This window comes from Pseudomonas sp. Fl5BN2 (genome assembly GCF_009908205.1).
Classification (GTDB): domain Bacteria; phylum Pseudomonadota; class Gammaproteobacteria; order Pseudomonadales; family Pseudomonadaceae; genus Aquipseudomonas.
Window position 1 is genome coordinate 360,066 of sequence record NZ_JAAARL010000004.1, and the last position, 23,395, is coordinate 383,460.

A 23,395-nucleotide genomic window follows, 5' to 3' on the forward strand; every position below is an offset into this window, starting at 1 on the left:
AAAAGGGGGCGATCAGTGATCGCCCCCCAAGCCTTGCAACCACGAGAGAACCTATAGCGTCAGTTGCCCACGCTCCTCATCGGTCAGGCGCGCCCGCGCCTGCTCGCTCAAGGGCCCAGCGCCCAGCACCTGCACCGGGCTGTCCGGGTTGTAGCCCGGGGCACGGCTGGCTTCCTCACGGTTGCGCTGCACCGGCTCGCTGCCAAAGCCCAGCACTTCTACGGTGACGATCGACGCCCGGCCCTGCTTGGCCGCGGCCTGCTGGTTGCGTGCCGCGTCTTCCGCCGCCTGGGACGCCGCCGAGCCCGCGGCACTGGCCGAGGTCATGGCGCCGGTATTGATCGCCGCGCTGATCGGCACCCCGGAGGACTTGCCCTGGGTCTGGATGTTCGCCGCGTTGACCACCCGCAAGGCGGCGATGTTGATGTTGCCCGAAACCCGGATGCCCGCCTCACCGGCATCGATGGTGCCCAGAGGCGCGATCAGGTCGATGTCCCCGGCCGGCACTTCGGGGATCGGGTTGAGGGTGGCGATCCCGGCCCCGGTGCTCGGCACCGACGGCGACAGGCTGACGTTGCCCCAGTTGTCGTAGACCCGCTTGGGCGGGGTGTAGACCACGGTGGTCTTGGAACCGCGACCGGCGTTGATGTCGCCCTGGGCCGACCAGCCCATGATCGAACCGCCGAACGTAGTCATGATCCGGCTCTGGCCCAGCAGGATGCTGCCCAGGGAGAACAACTGGATGTCGCCGGAACCCTGGGTGATGATCCCCGCCGTTGCCGGTGGCGCCGTGCCTTCAATGCCGAAGGTCTGGTTGCCGCCGGGGGTCAGCATCTGGATATTGCCGCCGAAATCGGTGTGCACCCCCGCGCCCCCGAACAGGGTGATGTCACCCTTGTAGGTGATCGGGTTGCCGGCCACATCGGTGCTCGGGAACAACCCGGCGATCGCCGCTCGGCCCCGGGCATAGCTGCTCTGGCGCACGCCCCCCTCCTCGTTGTACTCACGGCCGGCGGCCTTGAGCTCGGCAAAATACACATTGCGCGCAAACACTCGCTGCTGCTCGGCCGGCAAGGCCATGTAGTAAGCCTGGGCCTGGGTGCTGTCACCGACAAAACCGAAGCGCTCGGCCAGCCAGGCCAGCAGTTCGTTGTCGTAGATCTTCGCCACCTTGCTGCCTGACAGGGTCTCGCCAGGCTGGGCGAGGTTGAGCGGATTGAGGTAGGCCGCGACGAAGCGCCGGTAGTCCGGGCCGTGGGCGCCGAACCCGGCCTGCATCACGATGTTCGCCCCGGGCCGGCTGTCCCCCGGTGCCACGGCACCGATGCTGGTGACGCTGACCCGGTCCTCCATGAGGATGCTGCGCCCCGCCGTCAGCTCCAGGGTGCCGGGGCCGGCGACGTTGAAGCTGCTGTAGAGGATGTCGCGGCCGGCGCTGACAACGGAGATATCGTTGGGGTTGTTGTGCACGAACAGGTTGCCGGCAAAGCTGTAGCGGCCGAACTCCTTCTCGCCGCCCGTGGCACCGCCCAGAGGCGTGCCGCTGCTGACGATATCGCGCCCGGCCAGCATCCACACCGGCCCTGCGCCGGCATGGTAGGTCTGGCCATAACGCGGATCATCCGAGGTGGTGATGGTCAACCTGCGCCCACTGTTGACCCCCAGCAGGTCCCCGCTCAATGCGTAGAAGCGTGCCGGTTCCTGGGTATTGCTCCACAGCAGGCTGGCGCTGTCGGGGCCGAAGGCAAACAACGGCGAAACCCCGATCTTGGCCCGGTTGCCATCGCTGGACAGGTTGCCACTGCCCAGTACCTGGTCACCGTTGAGGAAGCCCACGAACGCCGGATTCCAGATCGTCGCCAGGCTGTCTGGCGCCGCGCTGGAACGGCTGATGCTCAGGTCACCGCCATAGATCGAATCCCCCGCCAGCAGTTGCAACTGCCCCTGGTTCGAGGGCGCCAGCACCAGGGCCCGGAGCGGCCCCAGGTTGCCCACGTCCATGACCGACGCTCGACCGTAATACAGGCTGCCGCTGGCGGCGACGGCACGCAGTGTCGCGGGATAGACCGCCGCCATATCGGTTTCCGTGGTCTGGGTCAGTGGTGTGAGGTTGCCCCCGGCGGAGAACAGGTCCACCGCCGTGCGTTCGCTCCACAGGCTGAACCAGCTCTGTCCGACCCCGTTGACCGCGCCGCTTTTGAACGCCTGGGCATTCATCTGCGGGGCACGCCCCGGGTCGGCCACATCCTGCAGCACCAGGTCGCCGCGGGTGGCCAGGCTGAAGGTGGCGTCCCCCGGCAACAGGCTCAAGCCCCCGGCCGCCAGGGCCGAAGTGGCGCGTAGCGGATCATAGGCGCGGACCTCGCTCGGGCTCTGATCCACCCGCTGGTTGCCATAGCGCAGGGTCAGGCTGCCCAGGGCACCGCCGCTCAGCTGCGCATGCCCGCGCACATCCACCAGGACGCCATTGAGATGGCCCTGGCTGATCTGGCTACCCGGGTTGAGCACCCCACCAACCCGCAGGTTGAGGTCGCCGCCGCCGGTCAGTTGCAGGCTGCCATCGGCCGCGACCCGCCCGGTGCTGCCCACCGCCAGCACCAGCCCCTGGCTGCGGGGGCTGATGTTTTGCGCTGTGGAGTCTGCCGCCAGCGGCCGGAGGATCCCGCCATCCCCGCCGACCTCGACATTCAGGTTGCCGCCGCCCAGGGTGCCGAACCCGGTGAACCCCACTAGCTGGTCGGCAGCCCCCTGGTTCATGTTGGGGGCGTAGGAACCGAAGTTGATCCACCAGGCGGTGGCTAGCGCCTGGTTGCCGCTCAAACCGTTGCCCTGGCGCCACAACCAGTTGCCGACGTTGGTCGAATCCTGCCCCAGGTCGCCCACCACCGGGCGCCCCTGTTTGCTCTGCGCCAGGCTGGTGATGTTGCCGGTCAGGTTGCCCCCCACCTTCAACAGCAGGTTGCCGCCACCGTCCGGGTACCAGGCACGGTACAGGCTGTCGGTACCGCCATTGACCCGTTTCTCGTTGCCCCCGGCGGCGTTGCCCAGCACCTTGTCATTGCTACCCAGGGCCCGCGGGCGGTTGTAAGGATCGTTGGCCGCAGTGCCGGTGGAGGAGCTGCCGGCGGTGTAGACGCCAAACAGCGACTCCATGTTCAGGTTGCCTGCGGCCAGCAGGTCGAGGTCTGCCGCGCCGGTACGGATCACGCTGAAGCGAGTGCTGCCCCCTGCCAACAGGGTGTACTCATCGCCTCCCGAGGCGCAGTACCCGAGATAGTCCTCACAGATTCCGGCATAGGCTTCGTCGAAATCGATCGGCTGGCCCGTCCGGCTGTCGTCACCGAACCATCCCAGGGAGCCCTCCTCGGTCCAGACCAGTGCGCCCTCGCCGAACATCCCGTAGTGGCTGTCGGCCAGACGCAAGTGGCCGCTCAACGGCGCAGGCTGCAGCAGGCGGCTGTCGGCCGCCTGGGTGTCGGCCCCCGCCACCAGGCGTATCGACCAGGACTGGGAACCTTCGGCGAGCATCGGCGCCAGCGCCCAGTTCTTGCCCTGCCGGCCGGATTCCTGGGCCCGCAGCTGTACCGAGGTCGCGCCCCCCGGCAACTTGACGTCGGTACCCGCCGGCAATAGCGCGCCACGCAGCAACGGCTTGCTGCCCCTGAGGGTGACCATCTCTCTGCTGCCCAGGCGTCCGGGCAGTGGCACGCCCTTGGGCCAGGTCAGAGGCGCGACACTGGCGTCGCTGCCCAGCAGGTGACCGGCATCCAGGGTGCTGCCGACGGCCAGGGTCTGGCTCTGGCTCAACAGCGTCCCCGCGGCGAACAGCACATTGCCCGAAGCGTCGCGCACCGCTGCCGCCAGCACGCTACCCGCAGGCAACACCAGTGGCTGACTGAGGGTCGCCGCCACCGGCAGGCGGGTGCCAGCCGGCAAGGTCTGGGCCTTGATCGGCAGATCGAAATTGAGGATCGAGCCGGCCGGGAAGCGGCTGCCATCGGCCAGGGTCACGCCGCTGCCCGGCACCACCTGGACGCCGCCGGTGTAGTCGATACCCGCCAACAGCACCCAACCGTTGTCATCATCGGTCGGCGGCGGTGGCGCAAAACCGTCGTTGATGCTGCCGTAGATATTCAGGTCGCCACCGGCGCGCAGGGTTAGGCTGCCCACCTCGCCCGAGCCGTAGACATTGTCGTCCTTGCGGGTGTGGGGATTGAGACTGGTGTAGCGATAACCGGACAAATCCAGATCGCCCTGCACCACCAGATCGCCATCCGCGGTTTTGCTGACGATTTCCACCCCGGGCCGCAGGTGGAAGGCATCAGCGTAGGTCGGGTTGTTCAGGCCGGCGAGCTTGTTCTGCAGCAGGTCGTTGTTCTGCAGGGCGGCGTTGATGAACGCCGTGCTCAAGTCATGCTTCTTTTTCAGATAGTCCTGGGTGATTTCCTGGTAAGGACGACCGCTGACGGCGTCGTTCTTCTGCGGCGCGTCGTCATAACTGACCATGCCGTTGACCGCGATCGAACGCGCGCCCTGGATATCCAGCCGGCCACGGGCATCAATGTCGATGTCGTTGCTGCTACCGTCCGGCTTGAACAGCCGCGGCGCGTTCAGCTCCAGGGTGCCGCGGCTGCGACCGTCGTTCTGCCTCGCGGCGCTGCCCACGGCCACGTCGGTGCCATGGCGCAGGTCGATGCGCGCGCCATCGGCCAGGGTCAGCCGGCCCAGGCCGGAGCCGAGCACCACAGTGGCACGGTTGGGCGAGTCGATGATCTTGCCGTAGCTGTCCACCCGCAGCTGGCTGCCATGGGCATCGAGCACCGCCCCGGTGTCCAGGGTCAGGCCGTTCCTGGCCGCCAGGTTGATGCTGCCGACCCGCTCGCCACTGGCGTCGATCAGGCCATTGACCCGCAGGCTGCCGTGGTCCACCGAGACGTTGACGCTGCTGGCCTTGACCCCGTTGCCGATGCTCAGGTCGCCCTGCTTGAGCTGGAAGCTGCGTGCGCCAAAGACCTGGCCCTGGTTCAGGCGCTGGTTGAGCGCGGCGAACTGTTCGTCCAGGGTGCCGCTGCCGCCCAGGCGCTGGGCCTGGATTTCCACCGCGCCGCCCAGGTAAGGCACCCAGGTGCCACCGGCATCGTAAGAGCCGCTGCTGCTGCCGAGGATCTTGCCGGCCAGGTCCACCTGCCCGGCAGCATCATTGACGGCCACTGCCCGCAGCTTGCCGGCCTGGTTGTTGCTGGCCGAGAGATCGATGGTCGCGCCAGCCGCCTGCAGTACATTGCCGGCGCGGCTTTCCAGCAGCACGTCGCCACCGGCGCCGTAGCGGGTCAGATCGTTGAAGGCAATAGCCCGGCCCGCCACGTCGATCAGCGAGCCGTCGGTCAGGCTGACATCACCCCGGGCCCCCAGGGTCACCTTGCCGCTGGGCAGCACCACGGCGCTGGCCAGACGAATGCTGTCGCCCTGCAGCGACAGTTCCGCGCCCTGGCCATTGGCGGTGCCGCGGGGCCCCGCCGAGGCGCTGATATCGATGGCGCCACCGGCCGTGATGCGGTTCACCGAACCGGCCTCGCCGGTCATCAGCGGGGTGAGGATATTCAGGTTGCCGCCGCTGTAGGCAAAGCCCTTGAGCGGGTCGTAGGCGCCTTGAGCCTGGTACACCGCAAGGCTGCCCTTGTGGTTGGCGGTCATCCGCTGGCTGGCCTTCAGGTCGACGTTGGCAAAACCCAGGGCCAGGCGCTCGAACGCCTTGGTGGTACTGGGCTGGGCAAAGGCGCCATAACCGAACTCGATGCGTTCGGCATTGATCTCCAGGCGCCCGCTGCCGGTCCCGGCGCCACCGGCCACCACCGCTCCGGCGGGGCTCTGGGCGCCCTGCCAGATCAGGTTGGCCGTGTGGATGCGGGCCACGTCACTGGCATCACCGGCGCCGTAGATCGCCGGGGTCGAGAGCATCAGGTTGCTCAGCAGCGACTTGCCGGTCAGCGGGTCGTAGGTGTCCAGGGTGGTGCTGCCGTAGAAGTTGAACGCATCGCGGGCCGAAAGCTGCAGGGTTTCCAGGGCTGGCGCGCCGAAGCGGGTGTCGCCTCGCAGCAGGCGGTCGAGCACTTGCTGGGTCAGGGTCATGCCGCTGGGCAGACGGTTTGCCGCCGCCGCAGCCGCCAGGGCCTCGGGGCTGCCGACATTGATCGTGTTCAAGCCCAGGTTCAGATGCCGGGTGCCGTAGCTCACCTGATCCCCCAGCTCGAAGCTGCCGTCGGTCAAGGCGACGATGCTGCCCTCGGAGTACAGCGCAGTCTGCCCGCCGCAGGGTGGGCTGGCGCAACTGCCCAGCTGGATGCCGCCACTGGTGCCGGCGGTCTGGCCCTTGTTGATCACATTCAGCAGGCCATTGGACACCGCCAGCACGTTGGCCATCTGGTAGGTGAAACCGTCACGCGCGTCGTAGCTGGCCTTGCCGCGGCCGATGCTGTTGATCGAGGCGCCCTGCTCCAGGACGATGGCCCCGGTATTGCTCACCAGGAACACCTCGGGGGCGGCCAGGGTCGCGCCTTCACGCAGGGTGATCGAGCCCTTGGCGGCATTCAGGCCCTCGGCCAGGGTGATGAAATTGCCGGGCTGGCCATATTTGATCAGGGTCATGCCGCCGAGCATCAAGCGCGCGGCGCCCAGGGCATTGAGGCTGTCCGCCTCCAGGGTGACTCCGGCGTAACCGCTGGTGGCCGACTTGCCGGCCGCCACCACCTCGATGTCGCCGTTGCCCATGTTCAGCACCGCCACGGTGCCGCCGTAGCCACCGGCCGCGGCATCGAAGCGACCGATGCCCTGGAAGGAAAAAGCCTCCGTGCCAGCGCCCGGCAGCAACGCCAGCTTCAGGGTCTTGGCGTCCACCGGCAGCATCGGCCGTGGCACCCCGAGCTTGGCCGCATCGGCCAGGGCGAACTGGGCGTAGCCGGTTTCGTTGTACTGCGAATAGCGCCGCAGGGTATCGGCCGAGGTCAGGATCAACTGGCTGGCCACGCTGTTGCTGATCCCGGTATGGGCGATCGACAGACGCCCGGCGGTGGACCAGGAGCCATTGCGCAGTTGCTGGGTCGCGCCTTCGGTACCGAGCCCGGCCAGGCCGTTGATCTCCACCCGGAAGGCCCCCGGCATCAGCGCATAGGTGGACGGCATCAGGGTGTAGGTGCCCGCCGCCAGCCCCGGCACCCCGGCGCCGATGCTGATCTGCTGGCCAATCAGCGGGTCCACCGCGCCGCCCTCCGGCGCTACCGGGGCATAGCCCGGCTGCACCCCGGGAACGATGGCGTAGATCGGGTTGCTGCCCAGGCCCGGGAGGATAAAGCTGCCGTTGGCGCCGATCTGCACCAGCGGGCTGTAGCGCGCATCGGTGGAACCGCCGCGCCCGGAGACGAACCCGGCCCCCAGCAGCTCGCCACCCCCGGACAGGTCCACGGTGGCGTCGGGCAGTACCTTCACCGAGCGGCCACCGAGGATCACCCCGACGTGCAGGTCGCTGTTTTCATTCACCAGGGAACCCTGGCCGAGGAAGCTCACGGTCTTGCCGTTGTACTTGTAGATCTGCCCGTCGACGGTGCCGCCGTAGGGCAGTACCAGGCCCTTGCCGCTGACCGAGGTCAGGCTGCCGGGCAGCAGCTCGACCTTGCTCGAGCCCATGTTGCCGATCTCGATCAGGCCCAGGGGGGCGCGCACCACCCCGCCCTGGCGGATGGTTGCAGCGCCCAGTTGCAGGCGCCCGAAAGCCGAATAGGGCAGCGCCACCTGGTCGTTGCCGGTACGGCCGATGGTCAGGGTCCGCGAGGGATCGAAGTTGACGCTGACGCCGGAGACTTCGTTCAGGTAGCCGGCCAGCACCCGGGCCCCGACCTCGGTGGCCGGGTACAGCTGCGCCGCCCGCAGGGTCATGTCGCCCTGGGTCAGCAACTGGGTGCTGATGCCCGTGGCGATGACGTCCGCGCCGGCACCGGCAAGGAAACGCAAGTCACCCTGGCTGGTCAGTTGCACATCATCGAAACCCCGACGCTCGACGCCAACCAGGCTGTTGTCGGCCTGGATCAGGTTGCCCTTGCTGCCGAACACCACGTTGCCGCGCACATCGATCAGGTTGCCGCTGGCATTGAACTGCGCCTGGGTAGCCCGTTGCGACGGCGTGCCGGTGGCCACCGGGCGCAGGTACTGGTCCTTGGCCTCCAGCGGCGCCAGGATGCCCGCCAGCAGCAGGTACGGCGCCGACAGGTTGACCCGGGAGTTGGCCGCGGCGCTGTCGCTCAGGTTCAGCGCACCGCTGTACAGGCGCAGGCTCTGGCCCATGTTCAGCGACACATCGCCGTCAAAACTCAACAGCCCATTGCTCAGCAGGGCCAGATTGTCGAAACCGCCGGCCGTGACCTGATCCACCCCCAAACGAGCGTGGCCGTATTCCAGGCTGGCGGCTGCGGCATCGGCGCTGCCCGGCAAGGCGCTGCCCTGGTGGACCTGGCTGAGCAGCAGTTCCCGGGCCTTGAGCACCCGGTCGTTGACCGCGTTCTTGATGTAGTACGGGCTTTCCAGGGCCAGGGACAAGCTGCCCCCCGCCGCACCCGCGCCACCGGCCCGGGCGACGAAACTGCCATCCAGGTACAGGCCGTTGTTGGAGGCAAAACTGATGCTGCCGCCATTGCTGGCCACCTGCACCCGGCCCTGGCCGGGGAGGTCCAGGGCGGCCTGGGTGCCGGAGGCATCCAACCGCGCGCCGTCGCGTACCACCACGAACAGGTCGCTGGCCTTGGCGATGCCAGTGGCCAGGTCGATCTCGCCGCCGATGGCGATCTTGCCGCCATTGCGCACCTGGCCGTAGCTGCGGCCACGGTTGTCCACCGCGGTCACGGCACGGCCCGCCACATCGATCAGCGCTTGCTCGCCGATCCAGATCGAACGGCCGTGACCGGCGGCATTGGCCGCCTCGGAACTGGCCACGGTCAAGCCGCCAAGGCTGACACTGCCGCCCCAGGCATTGAGGGTGCCGTTCATGGTCAACTGGCCGACGCTGCGCAGGTTGATGCCCTGCCCCGGGTCGACATTGATCACCGCGCCCTGGCCCACGGTCAACGCCGTGGTGGCCAACTGGGCGACGGTGGAATACTGGTTGCCTGCGGTCAGGCTCAGCCCGGCGCCACGGCGTTGGCTCAGCACGCTCTTGACCGGGTCCTGCTGGTACAGCTCCGGCAGCCAGCGCTCCAGCACACTGGACGGATCGCTGCCGCTGACACTGCTGCTGGCCTGGGAGCCGAAGCGGTAGACCGGCATATTGACGTCCACCTGGGCGCCGTCAGCGACGCTCAGGCCCTCGTTGCCGGTGATGTCATAGGCCGAGAAGCCCTTGTTGAAGAAGTCCCCGGCCAGTTGCAGGGTGCCGTCCTCGGGCGCGGTATCCTTGGCGCCAATCAGCACCTTGTGCGCCTGCAGAGCCAGGGTGCCGCCACCGTTAAGCCCATAGCCACGCAGTTGGCCATTCAGGTCGAGCTTGCCATCGGCCGCCAGGGTTACATCACCGCCCTTGCCGCCGGTGGTCTTGCCGTCATAGCCGATGCTCGCCCCGGACGCGGTGTCCACCAGGGAGCCACTGGCCAGGTTCAGCTCACCAGTACTGCGCAGCGATACCTTGCCACCGTTGTGGAAGGCCACCGTGGAGTTGTCGACGGGGTTGAGCGCCAAGTTGCTCCAGCGCCCGCTGGCGTCAAGCTTGACCCCGCTGGCCAGATCGACCCGCGGCTGAACCGCGCCAGTGGGTGCCAGGATCACGTCGCCGACCACAAAGTTGCGGTTCAAGTCCACCTGATTGAGCACGTTGCCGGCGTTGATGCTGCCACCGTGAGCGGTGAGGTTGGCGTTGATCCTGACCTGCGGCCCGAACAGGGTGATGTCGCCACCGTCGGCCACCTGCAGCGCGCTGTTGACCTGGATCTGCTGCTTGGCGCCAACCTTGATCGCCCCCAGCTGCATGCCATTGAGCAGATCGCTGTCGAGCACCAGTTGGCCCTGGCGATTGGCCGGCAAGGCCGTATTCAGGTCCAGGCCGTCAGCGATCTTCTGCTGATTGCCCTCAATCAGCACCTGGTCCACCGTCGGGCTCAAGGCATAGCGCAGGGTGCCAGTGGTTTTATTGAAGATCGGCGTGTAGTTGCCAATGATCAGCTGCGCGCGCTGGGCCGCGGCCTTGTAGGACTGCTGGTAGCCATCGAGATTGACGTTGGGGGCCTGGGTCTGGCGATCGCTCTTGAACACTTCGCTGATCAACTGGCCTTCAAGCACCGCATTGCTGGTGCCGATCACCAGTTTGCCGGCGTCGCGGCCGACGGTATAGCCGGCCTCATAGCGACGCTGCTGGGCGATCAGCGGGTTGTAGTAGTAATCGGTGCGACCCCAGCGCGGGCTGTTGTCGACATACCCCTTGTAGATCCCGGTGTAGAGCAAATCGCCCGGAGCCCGGGACAATTCATACAAGCGTCCGTCGACGCCGCGCAGCCAGCTCTGCTGGATATAGCCGCCTTGCACGTCCACCGTGCCGCCGGAAAGGTTCAACTGGGCGCCGGACTGGGTCACCACGTCCTTGCCGGTGAACGTCAGGGTGCCGCCCTGGGCCATCCACTCGCCGACGTTGTGGCCCTGGGTGCCCAGGTAACCACCGACTTCCAGCAAGCCGCCGGCGGTGTACCAGCGATCGGTGGCGTAGCCATTGGTGCCCGCCGGGACGAACACCAACTCGCGCAGGTCGACCCAGACGTCGTTATTGATCAACTGGCCGCTGTCGCGGTTGCCCGCCGAGTCGCGCTGCTCGTTGCCCTGGACGTTGATCTTGATGTTGTTGGACTCCATCGCCACCTTGACCCCGACGGCGCCGGCGACATCGATCACCGCACCATCGCGCACCAGGCTGCGCTGCCCGGCGCTGACCGCCACCTGGCCACCGGTGGCCAGGGTGATCGAACCGTTCTGGAAGTCCACGGTGCCGCCGCTGACGATCTCCACCCGCGACTGGTCGGTACGATCGGCGACGCTGCTCAAGTTGTTGAACTGGCCGGTGATCAGGTTGGTCGGGGTGCCGTCGAGGTTGATCAGGCCATTGTTGCGCTGGCTGTCCAGGGCGTTGCTGCCACTGCTGTCCAGCAGGATCGCGGTGGTGCTGCCCTGCCCCAGGGTCACGCTGCCGGTGCGGTCGCTGGCGGAGTTGAGCAGATGGATGGTGCCGCGGGTGTCCACCGAGGTGCTGGCCAGGGCCACGCCGTTCTGCGCTACCTGGTGCCCGGTCAGGGTGATGTCGCCGGTGGCGGCCATGATCAGGCCGCTGTTGCTGACCTGGCCGGCGCTGCTGCCGGCCTTCAGCGAGGTGGCGACTTCATTGCCGCGGGTGGTGGAATGCGGGTTGCCGCTGGTGCCGACCCCGCGGCGGATGTAGAAGCTGTCGCCGGCGGCCAGGGTGGTCTGGCCCTTGGCGGTGACGATGGTCCCGGCGTTCTCCACCTCGGCTCCCAGCAACAAGGCGTAGCCACCGGATTCAGTGGAGCTGGCCGGGCCGTGGGTCTGGATCAGCGCCCCGCGCTGTACCTCGACCTTGCCCAGGGCATCGCTGAAGGTCGGCAGAGTGCCATTGGCGTCGACATACAGCCCGCGCTGGGTGAACTGATCGTCGGTGATAGTGGCTGCCGCCGCCACCAGGTTGCGCACGTTGACTTGGCTGCTGCCGCTGAAGATCACCCCGTTGCGGTTCATGATCATCACCGTGCCCGCGCCCTTGATCTGGCCCTGGATCTCACTGGGCCGGCCATTGGGGTCGTTGACCTTGTTCAAAAGCGCCCAGGTGGACTGCTGCTGGAAGTCCACCGTCGTATTGCGCCCGACGTTGAAGGTTTCCCAATTGAGGATGGCTTTATCGGCGGTCTGTTCGATGGTCACCGTGGTCTTGCCACCGGATTGGCTCTGCACCGGCCCTTTGGCGTTGCTCCAGCCCTGGCTCAGACTGGTGTCGACCTGCAACCCGCCTTTGCCAAGGCCATCGGGAATGCTCGAGCCCGAGGCCAGTGCCGCCTGGCGTGCAGCAGCCTGGGCCGCTTGCTGGGCGGCAATCGCCGCGACACTGGCGTTGAGGTTGCCCAGGGAACGCTGCATCTGCTGGTTGGCCCGGGTCTGCTGGGACAGCGGCGGCGGCATGCCCGGCACCTGGCCATTGGTGCGCGCAGCGGTGGCGGCCTGGGACGCGCCCTTGTCGGCGAACCAGGCGGAACTGAAGGCCGTGGCGCCATGGGCACTGCCGGCCATCATCAGCAAGGCGATGGCATGGGCCAGGGGCTTGAGCCGCAGGCTCGGCAGCTCGCCGTCATGGCGCAGGGCTGGGGATTTGACCGGTGGTTTGCAGCGAACCATTACTACTCATCCTTTGTTATGACGCCCACGGGAGCGCGACGCTTGTAGGGCCCAGGGCGCGCGTCACTGCTATAGGGGATAGGCCGTTGGCGCGGGGCGCGACCGAACGGATGTCACGGAAAATTCATCTTCCGGGTGCAGGGTGTTGCCCCTGCCCGCCACGGGGCAGACAGGGGCAGGCGGCGAAGGGCGGTTAAAAGGCTCGGCCGATAGCGTTGCAGACGTTGGGGTTGCCGATGCTGCGCGGGCTGGTGGCCGTCACGAAGGCGTTGCGCACGGCCGTCTTCCAGATGGCCGGCAAGGGCTGCAGGTTGTTGTTCATGAGCGCCGCATCGTTATTGGCCAGCAGACCGTACTGACGGGCAAAGAACGCCCGCACCTGAGCGGTTTGCGCCGCATCGGCGTAGCACTGGCTGAAAATCACCGTGGTGAAGCCCAGGATCGGATAGCCGACGTTGGGAAATGGCACCACCGTGGGGTCATTGGAATCGAACGAAGCGGCGAACACCGGCACCCACCTGGCGGGGTCGCGGTACGGGTTGGTCGATGGATTCCCCGTCGGCGGGTTGATGGTGCTGATGGCGTTAGCGATGTTCGCCGGTGTCGGGGCCATCCCCTCTACCCGCGCCACCTTGCTGCCATCTTCCAGCCCGGCAAGGCTGCTGGCCGCATGGCTCGGACCAATAAAGGTCACGCTTCCCGGGGTCGCGTTCAGCAGTTCCATGATCTGTGGGCTGCCCTGAGCACTCTTGGCCGTGAGTGGCACCGAAGCCGGATAGGCGGAGACGAAGAACCGGGTGACCGAAAAAGGCCCGCCAGGTTCAGAGCACTTGGCGTTGAGAAAGCGCGTAAACAGTTCGGTGGTGCCACTGGGTCCTTGCGGATAGACCACCGTCAGGGGGCCGCTACGACCTCCGCTGTTCGTCAGGTACTGCCATTGGTCCAGCCTGCCCGAGAAAATCCCGCACACCTCATTGATGCTCAGGTTCAGGTTGCCCCCGCCCGGCTTGTTGAAGCGGATCGCCACCGAAGTCGCTGCGGCGGGCACCTGGATCAACGGGCCCCAGGCCTGCCCGTGAGCGTTGGCGTAGCCGTCGAGCTCGATGCTCCTCAACTTCGATTCAGTGCCCACCCAATGCACGTTATTGCTGGGAGCGCCCGGAATCAGGCGGTTGTAATCGTTGTTCAGAAAGGCTTCCTTGTCGCCCAGGTCAGAGCCGATGTAGGGCGCAAAGCCCGCTGTCAGCACCCCTGAGGTCTGGTAGTACGGCTGGGGCAGCGTCGAGCCGCCGCCGTTGATATCTGCCAGGGCCAACTGCGCGCACAAGGCGCTGCCCATCAGTGACGTGACTAACCAATGCGTTTTGAACATGACAAGACTCCTGTCGGATCAGGCTGTGCTCAAATCGACCCGGCGACCTGTGCACAGAGACGGGCCAAGGCTCGGACTGATCAGCAGCGCCGAGCAAAAAAAATCAGCAACGGCCGAAACCGTTGCTGATCGGGTGTTGCCTCTCGGTGGGGTTCGCAGTTACAGCGGACGACCGATGTTGTTGCAGACGTTGCTGTTGCCGATGCTCAGAGCGTTGCTGGCGGTCAGGAAGGTGTTGCGAACAACGCCTTTCCAGGACGCTGGCAGCGGCACGAAGCGGTTGGCCTGGATGGCCTCGTCGTTGTTCGGCGAAGTGCTCTGGCCGTAGTGACGAGCGAAGAAATCACGCACTTGGCTGGTCTGGTTGGCGTCGGCGTAGCACTGGCTGAAGATCAGGTTGGTGAAGCCCAGGATCGGATAGCCGCTGTCTGGATAAGGCACGGTGCCAGCAGCGCCGGCCTTGCCGAATACAGGTACCCATTTGTCCGGGTTGCCACGGTCAGTCAGGGCTGGAATCGCGACACCGCCGATGGCAGCGGAAACGTTGTCTGGAGCAGGCGAGACACCGGCGATGCGGGCAACCTTGGTGGCGTCGTCCAGACCGGCCAGAGTTGGCGCGGCGTAGTCCGGGCTCATGTAGGTGATGCGGCTGTCAGCGGCGTTCAGAGCGGTCATCACGCCCTGGCTGCCGGTCGCGGCCACAGCACCGGCAGGCAGGCCGCCGGTGTAGCTGGAAGCGAAGGAGGTGGTCACGCCGAAGGTGCCGGTTTCAGCGCACTTGGCGTTGAGGAAACGGGTGAACAGCTCGGTGGTGCCGCTGCTTTCGCTACGGTAAACCACGGTGATGGTGCCAGTACGGCCTGAAGTCGGGATCTGCTCCCACTTCGACACGCGACCCGAGAACACGCCACACAGCTCGTTGACGCTCAGGTCAACAGCAGTGCTACCAGCCTTGTTGAATGGAATGGCCACCGAAGTCGCCACCGAAGGCACCTGGATCAGCTTGCCCCAGGCGGTTTGGTGATTGTCTTCATAACCCTTGAGCTCTAAGGCGGTGAGCTTGGAATCGCTACCGGCCCAGTGCACGTTCTTGCCGGTGGTGCCGGCCACGAACTTGGTGTAGTCGTTGTTCAGGAAGGCAGCCTTGCCGTTGCCGCTGCCTACGCCGATGTAGGGAGCGAAGCCGGCGGTCAGCACGCCAGCGGTCTGGTACAGCGGTTGTGGCAGGGTGGCGCCACCGCCGTTGATATCAGCCATGGCAGCTTGTGCCGAGCACAGGGCTGCCAGGGTCAGGGATGCCGCGAGAACGTTGCGCTTAAACATGAAGAATCTCCTTTCGTCGTGTTCGTACGTTGGGTGAATAGCTCTTGCATGACGCCATGGCACTCGGGCCAGAAGCCTTGATCCAGACGGCTTGATGAGTGAGGCCATGGGGAGAGAAGTTCGCAGCTTCCGGTGACAGATAAAGGAAAAAACCTCGGGAGAAACCCACTGTTTTTGCAAAAGATTCTCGGGTGTTCGTCGCGGATTTACCGGCCTGTTCCGCGAAGGTGACAGCCAGGTTTCCGGGGCTGGAGCCGGCATCGCCCGGCAAGCGCCGAGGGTGCTGCAGACGGCGTTGGAACATGACAGAACGAGGAACCCGAGCTTGGCCGATTGCCGGGTCGGGAGTGACGCTCGCGGGGTGAAGTTTTATCGCTGCCCTGCCCTTCGAACCACAGCTTCACTCTCGTAGGAGCCGGCTTGCCGGCGAAGGAGCCCGCGAGGCCTGCATCGCCGGCGCCGACGCATTCGCTGGCAAGCCAGCGCCTACGGATCGGATTGAATCAGGTCGGGTTGGGTTGGGTTGGACGGCTCAGGTCACCAGCTGGTTGATCTCGATGATCGGCAGCAGCACCGCCAGGACGATCACCAGCACCACGCCGCCCATGACCACGATCATCAGCGGCTCCAGCAAGGCGGTCATGCCCATGGCTCGACGCTCGATATCCCGGGACAGGGTCTGCGCCGCCCGTTCGAGCATCGGCGGCAGGGTCCCGGTCTTTTCGCCGCTGGCAATCAGGTGGATCAATACCGGCGGAAAGACTTTCTCCACCCGCAGCGCCGCCGCCAGGTTGGCGCCCTCGCGGACCTTGGCCGTGGCCTCGCTGACGCTCTGGCTCAGGCGGTCGTTGGACAGGGTCTGGCGCGCCGCCTCCAGGGCCCGCAGCAGCGGCACCCCGGCACTGCCGAGGATCGCCAGGGTCGAGGCAAAGCGCGCGGTATTGAGCCCGAGGACGAAACGCCCGATCAATGGCAGGCGCAAAATCCGGCTGTGCCAGTTCAAGCGCGCCTGGGGGTTGCGCAAATACACCCGCCAACCCCAGAACCCGGCCACCATCGCGGCAAAGCACAGGCCGCCCCAGGCGCGAATGAAATCACTGGCATTGAGCATCGCCAGGGTCAGCCCCGGCAGATCCTGGCGCGCCTGGGAAAAGGCGCTGACCACCTGGGGGACCACGTAGCTCAAGAGAAAGATCACGATGCCAATGGACACCAGCCCCACCACCCCCGGGTAGATAAAGGCGGTGAGGATCTTGCCGCGCAGGCCGTTGCGCTCTTCGATGTAGTCCGCCAGGCGCTCCATGACCTGGGCCAGGTCGCCGGACTCCTCGCCAGCGGCGATCAGCGCCCGATAGATTTCCGGAAAATCCCGCGGCCGGGCCGCCAGGGCTTCCGCCAGGCGCATGCCGCTGCGCACATCGGCGCGCACCGCGCTCAGGGTCTGGGCGATGTGCTTGCGCTCGGCCTGCTCCACCGTGGCGCTCAGCGCCGCCTCCAGCGGCAGGCTGGCTCCCAGCAGGCTTGCCAACTGGCGGGTGGCCCAGGCCAGGTCATTGTCCGAGAGCTTGGGACTGAACAGCCCCCCTGCTGCGCCGGCGCCATTATTGCTCTCAAGCTGCACCTGCAAGGCCGTCAGGCCGCGACTGCGCAGGGTCGCGAACGCGGCTCCCTGGCTGTCCGCCTCCAGGTGCCCGGATTCGATCTTGCCGAGGCTGTCGGCGGCTTCGTAGCGATAGCGATTCATCAGGCGTCCCGTGTCACACGAAGGATTTCTTCCGGCGCGGTGGCACCGCTGCGCACCCAACGCTCACCGTCCTCGCGCATGCTGAACATCCCGGCCTGGCGCGCGGCGGCCCTCAAGGCCTGCTCGTCGGCCCCTTGGTGGATCAGGCTGCGGATAGCGTCATCGATACAGAACAACTCATGAATCCCGGTGCGCCCGCTGTAGCCAATGTGATTGCAGGCCGGGCAGCCCACCGGGCGCCAAGTGCCGGGGCTGGCCGGGTCCTGCTCCTTGCACTGGTTGCACAGGCGCCGCACCAGGCGTTGGGCCAGCACCCCGAGCATCGACGAAGCCAGCAGGAACGGCTCGACCCCCATGTCGATCAAGCGGTTGACCGCCGACACCGCGTCGTTAGTGTGCAGGGTTGCCAGCACCAAGTGCCCGGTGAGCGAGGCCTGCACCGCGATCTGCGCAGTTTCCAGGTCGCGGATCTCGCCGATCATGATGATGTCCGGGTCCTGGCGCAGGATCGCCCGCAAGGCCAGGGCAAACGTCATGTCGATCTTGGCGTTGACCTGAATCTGGCTGATGCCTGGCAGGTCGTATTCCACCGGGTCCTCGACGGTGAGGATATTGCTGGTGCTGGCGTCCAGCCGCGCCAGGGCCGCGTAGAGGCTGGTGGTCTTGCCGCTGCCGGTGGGTCCGGTGACCAGGACGATGCCGTGGGGTTGACGGATCAAGGTGTCGAGGCGGGCCAGCAGGTCCGGGTCCATGCCCAGGGTTTCCAGTTGCAGGCGCCCGGCCTGTTTGTCCAGGAGCCGCATCACCACCCGTTCGCCGTGGCCGGTGGGCACCGTGGACACGCGAATGTCGATGGGCCGCCCGGCCACCCGCAAGGCGATGCGGCCGTCCTGGGGCAGGCGTTTTTCGGCGATGTCCAACTGCGCCATGATCTTGATCCGCGACACCAGGGCCGCGTGCAACGCCTTGCGCGGCGAAACCACGTCACGCAGGGTGCCATCGACCCGGTAGCGCACCACTGAATGAGTTTCATAGGGTTCGATGTGGATGTCGCTGGCCTCGTCCCGCGCGGCCTGGGTGAGCAAGGCGTTGATCATGCGGATTACCGGGGCGCCGTCCTGGGTGTCCAGCAGGTCGGTGATTTCCGGCATGTCTTGCATCAAGCGGTCCAGGTCGACTTCGTTTTCGGCGGCGCCGACTACTGCCGCGGCACTGCCGGTGTCGGCATAGGCGCTGGCCAGCAGGCCGTCGAGTTGATCGTCGCGGATGCGCTCCAGGCGGGCCGGGCCGAACTGGCGGCGGGCTTCACTGATGGACCAGCCGGGGGTTGAGGGGCAGACCAGTAACACTGCGCCTTCTTCGCTGTGGCGCAGGAGGATGCGTTGGGATTTGGCCCAGGCGTAGGGGAGCTGGCTCATTGCACCGGTACCGCCCGAATCGTCGCCCGCGGCGCCTGCCCGCCACCCTGCGGCACAACCTGCAACGACACCGGCTGCGCCTCAGGCACCCCCTTCGCCGCCGAAGGCAACTGCGGCGCCTGCATGTCCGGCATGGCCCAACTGTGCTCCGGCTGCAACCCACCCTGGGCCCGGCGCATAAAGTCATAGCGATTCAAGGTAATGCTGCGACCTGCCCCGCTGTCGCGAATGATGTAAGGCCGCAGGAACACCATCAGATTGGTCTTGCTCACGCTGCGCTTCTCATTGCGAAACAACGCGCCGATTCCGGGAATGCTCGACAACCATGGCACCGCATCATTGCTCTGGCTGTAACCATCCTGCAGCAACCCGCCAAGCACCATGATCTGCCCGTCATCCAGCAGAATGCTGGTATCGATCGCCCGCTTGTTGGTCACCGTCCCCGCATCCACCGAGGCCCGAAGGTCGACACTGCTGACCTCCTGGTAAATGTCCAGCTTGACCGTGCCGCCCTCGGAAATCTGCGGCCGTACGTTCAGTTTCAAGCCCACTTCCTCGCGCTGCACGGTCTGGAACGGGTTGTTGCTGGTGCCACCGCCACCGGTTACATAGCTGCCAGTGACAAAGGGAATGGTCTGGCCGACAAAGATGCTCGCCGCCTCGTTGTCCAGGGTCAAAAGGTTCGGCGTCGACAGTACGTTGCTCCCGCCCTTGCTCTTCAACGCCCGGGCCAGGACCTTGAGGTCCAGCACCTTGCCAATCCCCGGGATGTCCACGCTGCCGTTGACCAGGCCAACGTTGAGGCCCTTGGGCAGCACATCGATGCTGGTCTTGCTGGTCGGCGTGCCCACCAGCCCGCTGCCGCCGAAATTGACTCCGCCAAAGCCACCGCGGCCAGCAAGGTTGCCCGCCTGCCATTGCACGCCAAACTCGCTGGCATCGTCCTCGCTCACCTCGACGATCAGGCTTTCGATCACCACTTGGGCCCGGCGCTGATCAAGCTGGTCGATGACTTCGCGCAAATTGCGGTACAGCGGGTCCGGTGCGGAAATCAGCAAGGTGTTGGTGGTGGCATCGGCCTGGATGGTCACGCCACCGGCGCTGAATGCGTTGCTCTGATCGTTCTGCTGGGCATTGGCGTTGGCCCCGCTGCTGGCACTGCCACCCTGGCCATAGGCACCGCCACCGCTACTGCTGCTGTTGAGGGCGCCACTGCCGGTGGGCGTACCGCTGCTGTTCTGGGTGCTGCTCTGGCCATTCTGGGTACCGCCACCCATGCCGCTGAGCATGGCCCGGGCGCCGTCGCTGCTGGCGCTGTCGCTTTCACCGGTGAGCAGCCCACGCAAGGCCTGGGCCAGTTTGCCGGCTTGGGCGTTGCGCAGGTAGACCACGTGCAGGTTGCTGGGGTTGCTCTGGGCATTGTCCAGTTTGTAGATCAGGTTGCGTGCCAACTCGGTCCGCTCCGGGCTGCCGGCACGGATGATGATGGAGTTGGAGCGCGGGTCGCCGATCACGCTGATTTTCTGGGTCGGGTCGGCGCCCTGGGTGTCCAGCAGCTCGGCGACCATGGTCGCGATGTCCACGGCGATGCCGTTCTGCACCGCCACCACATCGGTGTCGATGGCGCTTGGGGTGTCGATGCCGTCGATGATCTGTGCCACCCGCTGCAGGTTTTCGGCGTAGTCGGTGACCACGATGCTGTTGTTGCCCGGGTAGGCGTTGATCGGATTGTTCGGCGAGACAATCGGGCGCAACACCGGAATCAGGTTCACCGCGTTTTCATATTGCAGGCGGAAGGTCCGGGTCAGCATGCCGTTGCCCGCCGGCTTGCTCGCGCTATAGACCGGCCCGCCCAACAGTTTGGCATCGGCCTCGGGCACCACTTGGGCCACGCCACCCACGTCCACTACGCTGAAACCTTGCATGCGCAGGGCCGCCAGCAACATGTCGTAGGCCTGGTGGGCCGGCACCGGGCCTTCGCTGACCAGGGTCAGGTTGCCCTTGACCCGCGGGTCCACCAGAAATTGCTGGCCGGTGGAGCGGGACAAGGCGCGCACCACCGCCTGGATATCGCTGTCGACGAAGTTCAACTGCACCGGCTGATCCCCCAGGGGATTGCGCGCCACGCTGGTACTGCCTGGCGTGCTGTGAGTGCGCCTGCTGTTGGTCAGCGGATGCACGACTTTCGGCCGCTGGGCCTGCTGCGCCTGCAGGCGCTGGCGGTCCACCAGGACATCGCCGCTGCGTCGAGTGTCGGCCAGGGGCTGGCCCAGCTCACTGTCCACCTGCAACGGTGCGGGGGTGGTGGACTGGGTGTTGCTGCAGGCCCCCAATGCCAGCAGCAGAAAAGGTGCGGCCTTGCGACACTGGCGCACGTAATTGCAACCTGACCACTTCATGAAGCTTCCTTAGCGCCCTGCGCCTGATCCATGCGAACGGTCCCGGACAGTGTGCCTGCCGAGTCTTGGGCGGCGGCCGGGCCTGCGCGTTGCAGACGAGCCTCCACCACCTGCAGTGAAAACTGCCGGGGCGTCCCCAGCAGCCAGCCGACCACGGCATCCGCCGGGGCCTGCTCAAAGGTCAACCGCCAGCTCTCGGGGCCGGCTTCATCAGGCTGTTGCAACTGGTAATGGTCTTTCAGCCCGGCGCCGTCCAGGGCTTCGCGCAGGGATTGCTCAAGGCTCTGGCCCTGGCTGTTGCGGCTGCCCGCCGGCACCTCGTGCAGCAGCACTTCCAGGGCTTCGGCCTGGGCACGCAGCTTCGGGGTCTCGGCTTGCCAGTAATCGATTTTCTTCAGCGGCGGCTGGATCAGCAGCAGCCATAGCAATAGCCCCAACAGCCCCAGCGTGGTGGCGCCCAACAGGCGTTTTTCCCGCAGTGCCAGGCCGTTCCAATGGCCCTGGGCTTGGCCTCGCAGGCGCGACCAGCGCGCCTGATACTGCGCCAGCATGGCCTTATTCATTGTCGTCTCCCGAGGCGTTATCGACGGTGTTGGCAGGCTGCCCGGCGGCCGGGCCGAGAACCCAGCCATTGCCCTCGCGCAGGACGCTGTAGCCGGCCTGGGTCAAGGTGCCCTGCCAGCCGCTGTCGGCGCTGTTTGGGGTGTCCGCCAGCAGTTCCAGCTGCAAGCGCTCCTGGGCAAACGTCAGGCTTTGCACACTGCCCACCATGAACGGCATGGCCGTGCCGGCCTGTGCCAGCAGGCTGGCAAAACCCTGGCTCGGGTCCGCTGCCGCACCGGCCTGGCGCGCCGCCAGTTGCTGGCGGGCCTGTTGCAGGGGATTGAGCACCACCGGCAACTCGGGAAACACCTGCTTGACCCGCTGGCTCATCTGCGCCTTGAGCCGTTGGCCCTGCTCGGCCTCACGGGCCGCATACAGGTTCAGGCCGAGTACCCAGACCGCCACCGCCAGGGCGCAACACCCCAGCGCCCGCCCCCAGCCCCGGACCGCAACGCCACCTGCCGCGGCACCACTGTGCAACCCCCAGGACGGCGGCGTACCGCTCCAGCGTTGCTCCACAGGCAGTTGCTGGAGCAGCGGCAGCGGCGGGTCATTACCCACCCAGCACAGCTCGCTGCCCGAGGCGCGCAGTTGCTCCAGGGTCTCTTCCACCAAGGGCTGGACACTGCCCTGCCCGATGCTCTGGCGCACCAGCAACTGGCCGTCCACCAGGCACAGGCTGAGTTGCCCGGGCAGCGGTACCGGCAAGGCGTAAGGCGCCGGGTACAAGCCCTGGAGTTTCAACCCGGCCTGCTCCAGCACCCGGCCCAAGGCCTGCAAAGTGCTCCTGGGCAACCAGCTCAGGGACACTTGCCCCTGGCCATCCCGGGCCCCGTGAGCCAAATGCATCTGCTCGCTGGGACCAAGGATCAGCGCCTGGGCGGCACAGGCTACCGCGGCCTTGATCCGCGCCGCCGGCAGTTGCGGCAGCTCGATGCTGGTCAGCAGGCTGTCCAGAGGATGCAGGAAACACTCCACCGCAGTCGGTTTGCCGGCCTTGCCCAGTTGCCCCAGCGGGCAGCGGCCAATCTCGTTGACCCGCCCGCTGCGATCGAGCCGGGCAAAGTCCACCGGCCCTTCAAGTGCCAGTTCATCCAGTGGCGGCAGGGCAATGCGCAAGCGACTCATGCGCCCACCCGCGACCAGATCACCTGGGGCATGCGGTCTTCGGCGCGGTGCAACAAGGCTTCGAGACTGACCCGACGCTGATCGCGACGGGCCTGGCCCTGGAGCAGGAACCATTCGCTGGTGATGCCGACCTTGACCTGATCCATCTGCACTTGCGGCATGCGCAGGCGATTGACGAAGTCGCCGCGGTTGATGAACCAGTGCCCGGCGTCACGCTCAGCCACCAGGGCCTTGGCCCGGGACAACGCCAGCTCCGGGACCACCGCCGCCAACACTTCGGCGCTGGCGGTGTTGCCGTTGATCCAAGTGTTGCCCGGCAGGATGCTGACATAGTGATTGAGCCGCGCCAGCGTGGTGTCGCTCAGCCCCTGGATGCCTCGCAGGTCTTCCAGGCTGCGCAGCATCGGCTGCTTAGGTGGCAAGGTCTGCGCCGCCGCTCCCGGCGAGGTCAGGCGGCCGCTGTTGAACGCGCCTTGCGGCCTCGTCGCCTGCGAGCTGTGCAAACGTTGCGGATAAGCGCCAATCACTCGCTGGCTGATGCGTCGGCTCAGGGCCGCGTCGATACCAATCAACTGGCACAGCTGTTCAAAACTGTGCAACTGCGCCTCATCCACCTGGTCGCGAAACACCAGGTTGCGCAGGTTGAACTTGCCCTGCTGGTCTTCCAGATGGCCCTGGAACACCGCGTTGAAACCAGCCAATGCCTGGTCGCCAATGGGCCGCGCCCAGGCCTGGTCGAGACGGGTCAGGACGTCTCGCTGGCGTGCCTCCCAAAGCAATTGGCGGCTGTATTCCAGGCTGCCCTGGAGCACCCCGGCACCGACGATACGCCCCTGCTCGGCTTCCACCGCACGCATGAAGGACGTCTGCCGGGTGAGCATGGCGCCGGCGAGCACCGCCACCACCGCCGCAATCAGCAAGGCGCTGATAATCGCCATGCCACGCTGCTTCGCCACACTGGGCGAATGGCTGTTCATGGCCGGCC

At 66.3% G+C, this 23,395-nt stretch carries 9 protein-coding genes; all 9 read right to left on the reverse strand.

The features are described from left to right. Nucleotides 1-51: 51 nt before the first annotated feature. Nucleotides 52-12,423, reverse strand: a complete 12,372-nt coding sequence (locus tag GV819_RS07940; protein ID WP_161755216.1) for a filamentous haemagglutinin family protein — start codon at nt 12,421-12,423, stop codon at nt 52-54. A 193-nt stretch (nt 12,424-12,616) separates the two neighbouring features. Continuing rightward, a complete protein-coding gene (locus tag GV819_RS07945) occupies nt 12,617-13,795 on the reverse strand; it encodes a substrate-binding domain-containing protein (RefSeq protein ID WP_161755218.1) in 1,179 nt (392 codons plus the stop codon). Nucleotides 13,796-13,954: 159 nt separating this feature from the next. After that, the gene (locus GV819_RS07950) at nt 13,955-15,118 is read right to left on the reverse strand and encodes a substrate-binding domain-containing protein (RefSeq protein WP_161755220.1); all 1,164 of its coding nucleotides are present in this window, start codon (nt 15,116-15,118) and stop codon (nt 13,955-13,957) included. A 532-nt stretch (nt 15,119-15,650) separates the two neighbouring features. Continuing rightward, nucleotides 15,651-16,862: a type II secretion system inner membrane protein GspF gene (gspF, locus tag GV819_RS07955; RefSeq protein ID WP_161755222.1), complete on the reverse strand. Its 1,212-nt coding sequence runs from the start codon at nt 16,860-16,862 to the stop codon at nt 15,651-15,653. Continuing rightward, nucleotides 16,862-18,280: a type II secretion system ATPase GspE gene (gspE, locus tag GV819_RS07960; protein WP_161755224.1), complete on the reverse strand. Its 1,419-nt coding sequence runs from the start codon at nt 18,278-18,280 to the stop codon at nt 16,862-16,864. Before gspE ends, gspF begins: the two co-directional genes overlap by 1 nt. Then, nucleotides 18,277-20,679 (reverse strand): type II secretion system secretin GspD, encoded by a 2,403-nt coding sequence (gene gspD / locus GV819_RS07965; RefSeq protein ID WP_161755226.1) that lies wholly within the window; start codon nt 20,677-20,679, stop codon nt 18,277-18,279. The genes gspE and gspD overlap by 4 nt, the downstream gene beginning before the upstream one ends. Further along, on the reverse strand, nt 20,676-21,242 hold the full coding sequence (gspM, locus tag GV819_RS07970; RefSeq protein WP_161755228.1) for a type II secretion system protein GspM: 567 nt from the start codon (nt 21,240-21,242) through the stop codon (nt 20,676-20,678). The genes gspD and gspM overlap by 4 nt, the downstream gene beginning before the upstream one ends. Further along, nucleotides 21,235-22,410 carry a type II secretion system protein GspL gene (gene gspL / locus GV819_RS07975; RefSeq protein WP_161755230.1) on the reverse strand — a complete coding sequence of 392 codons (1,176 nt, stop codon included), beginning with the start codon at nt 22,408-22,410 and terminating at the stop codon, nt 21,235-21,237. The genes gspM and gspL overlap by 8 nt, the downstream gene beginning before the upstream one ends. Continuing rightward, the gene (gene gspK, locus GV819_RS07980) at nt 22,407-23,387 is read right to left on the reverse strand and encodes a type II secretion system minor pseudopilin GspK (protein ID WP_161755232.1); all 981 of its coding nucleotides are present in this window, start codon (nt 23,385-23,387) and stop codon (nt 22,407-22,409) included. Before gspK ends, gspL begins: the two co-directional genes overlap by 4 nt. Between the last annotated feature and the right edge of the window lie 8 nt (nt 23,388-23,395).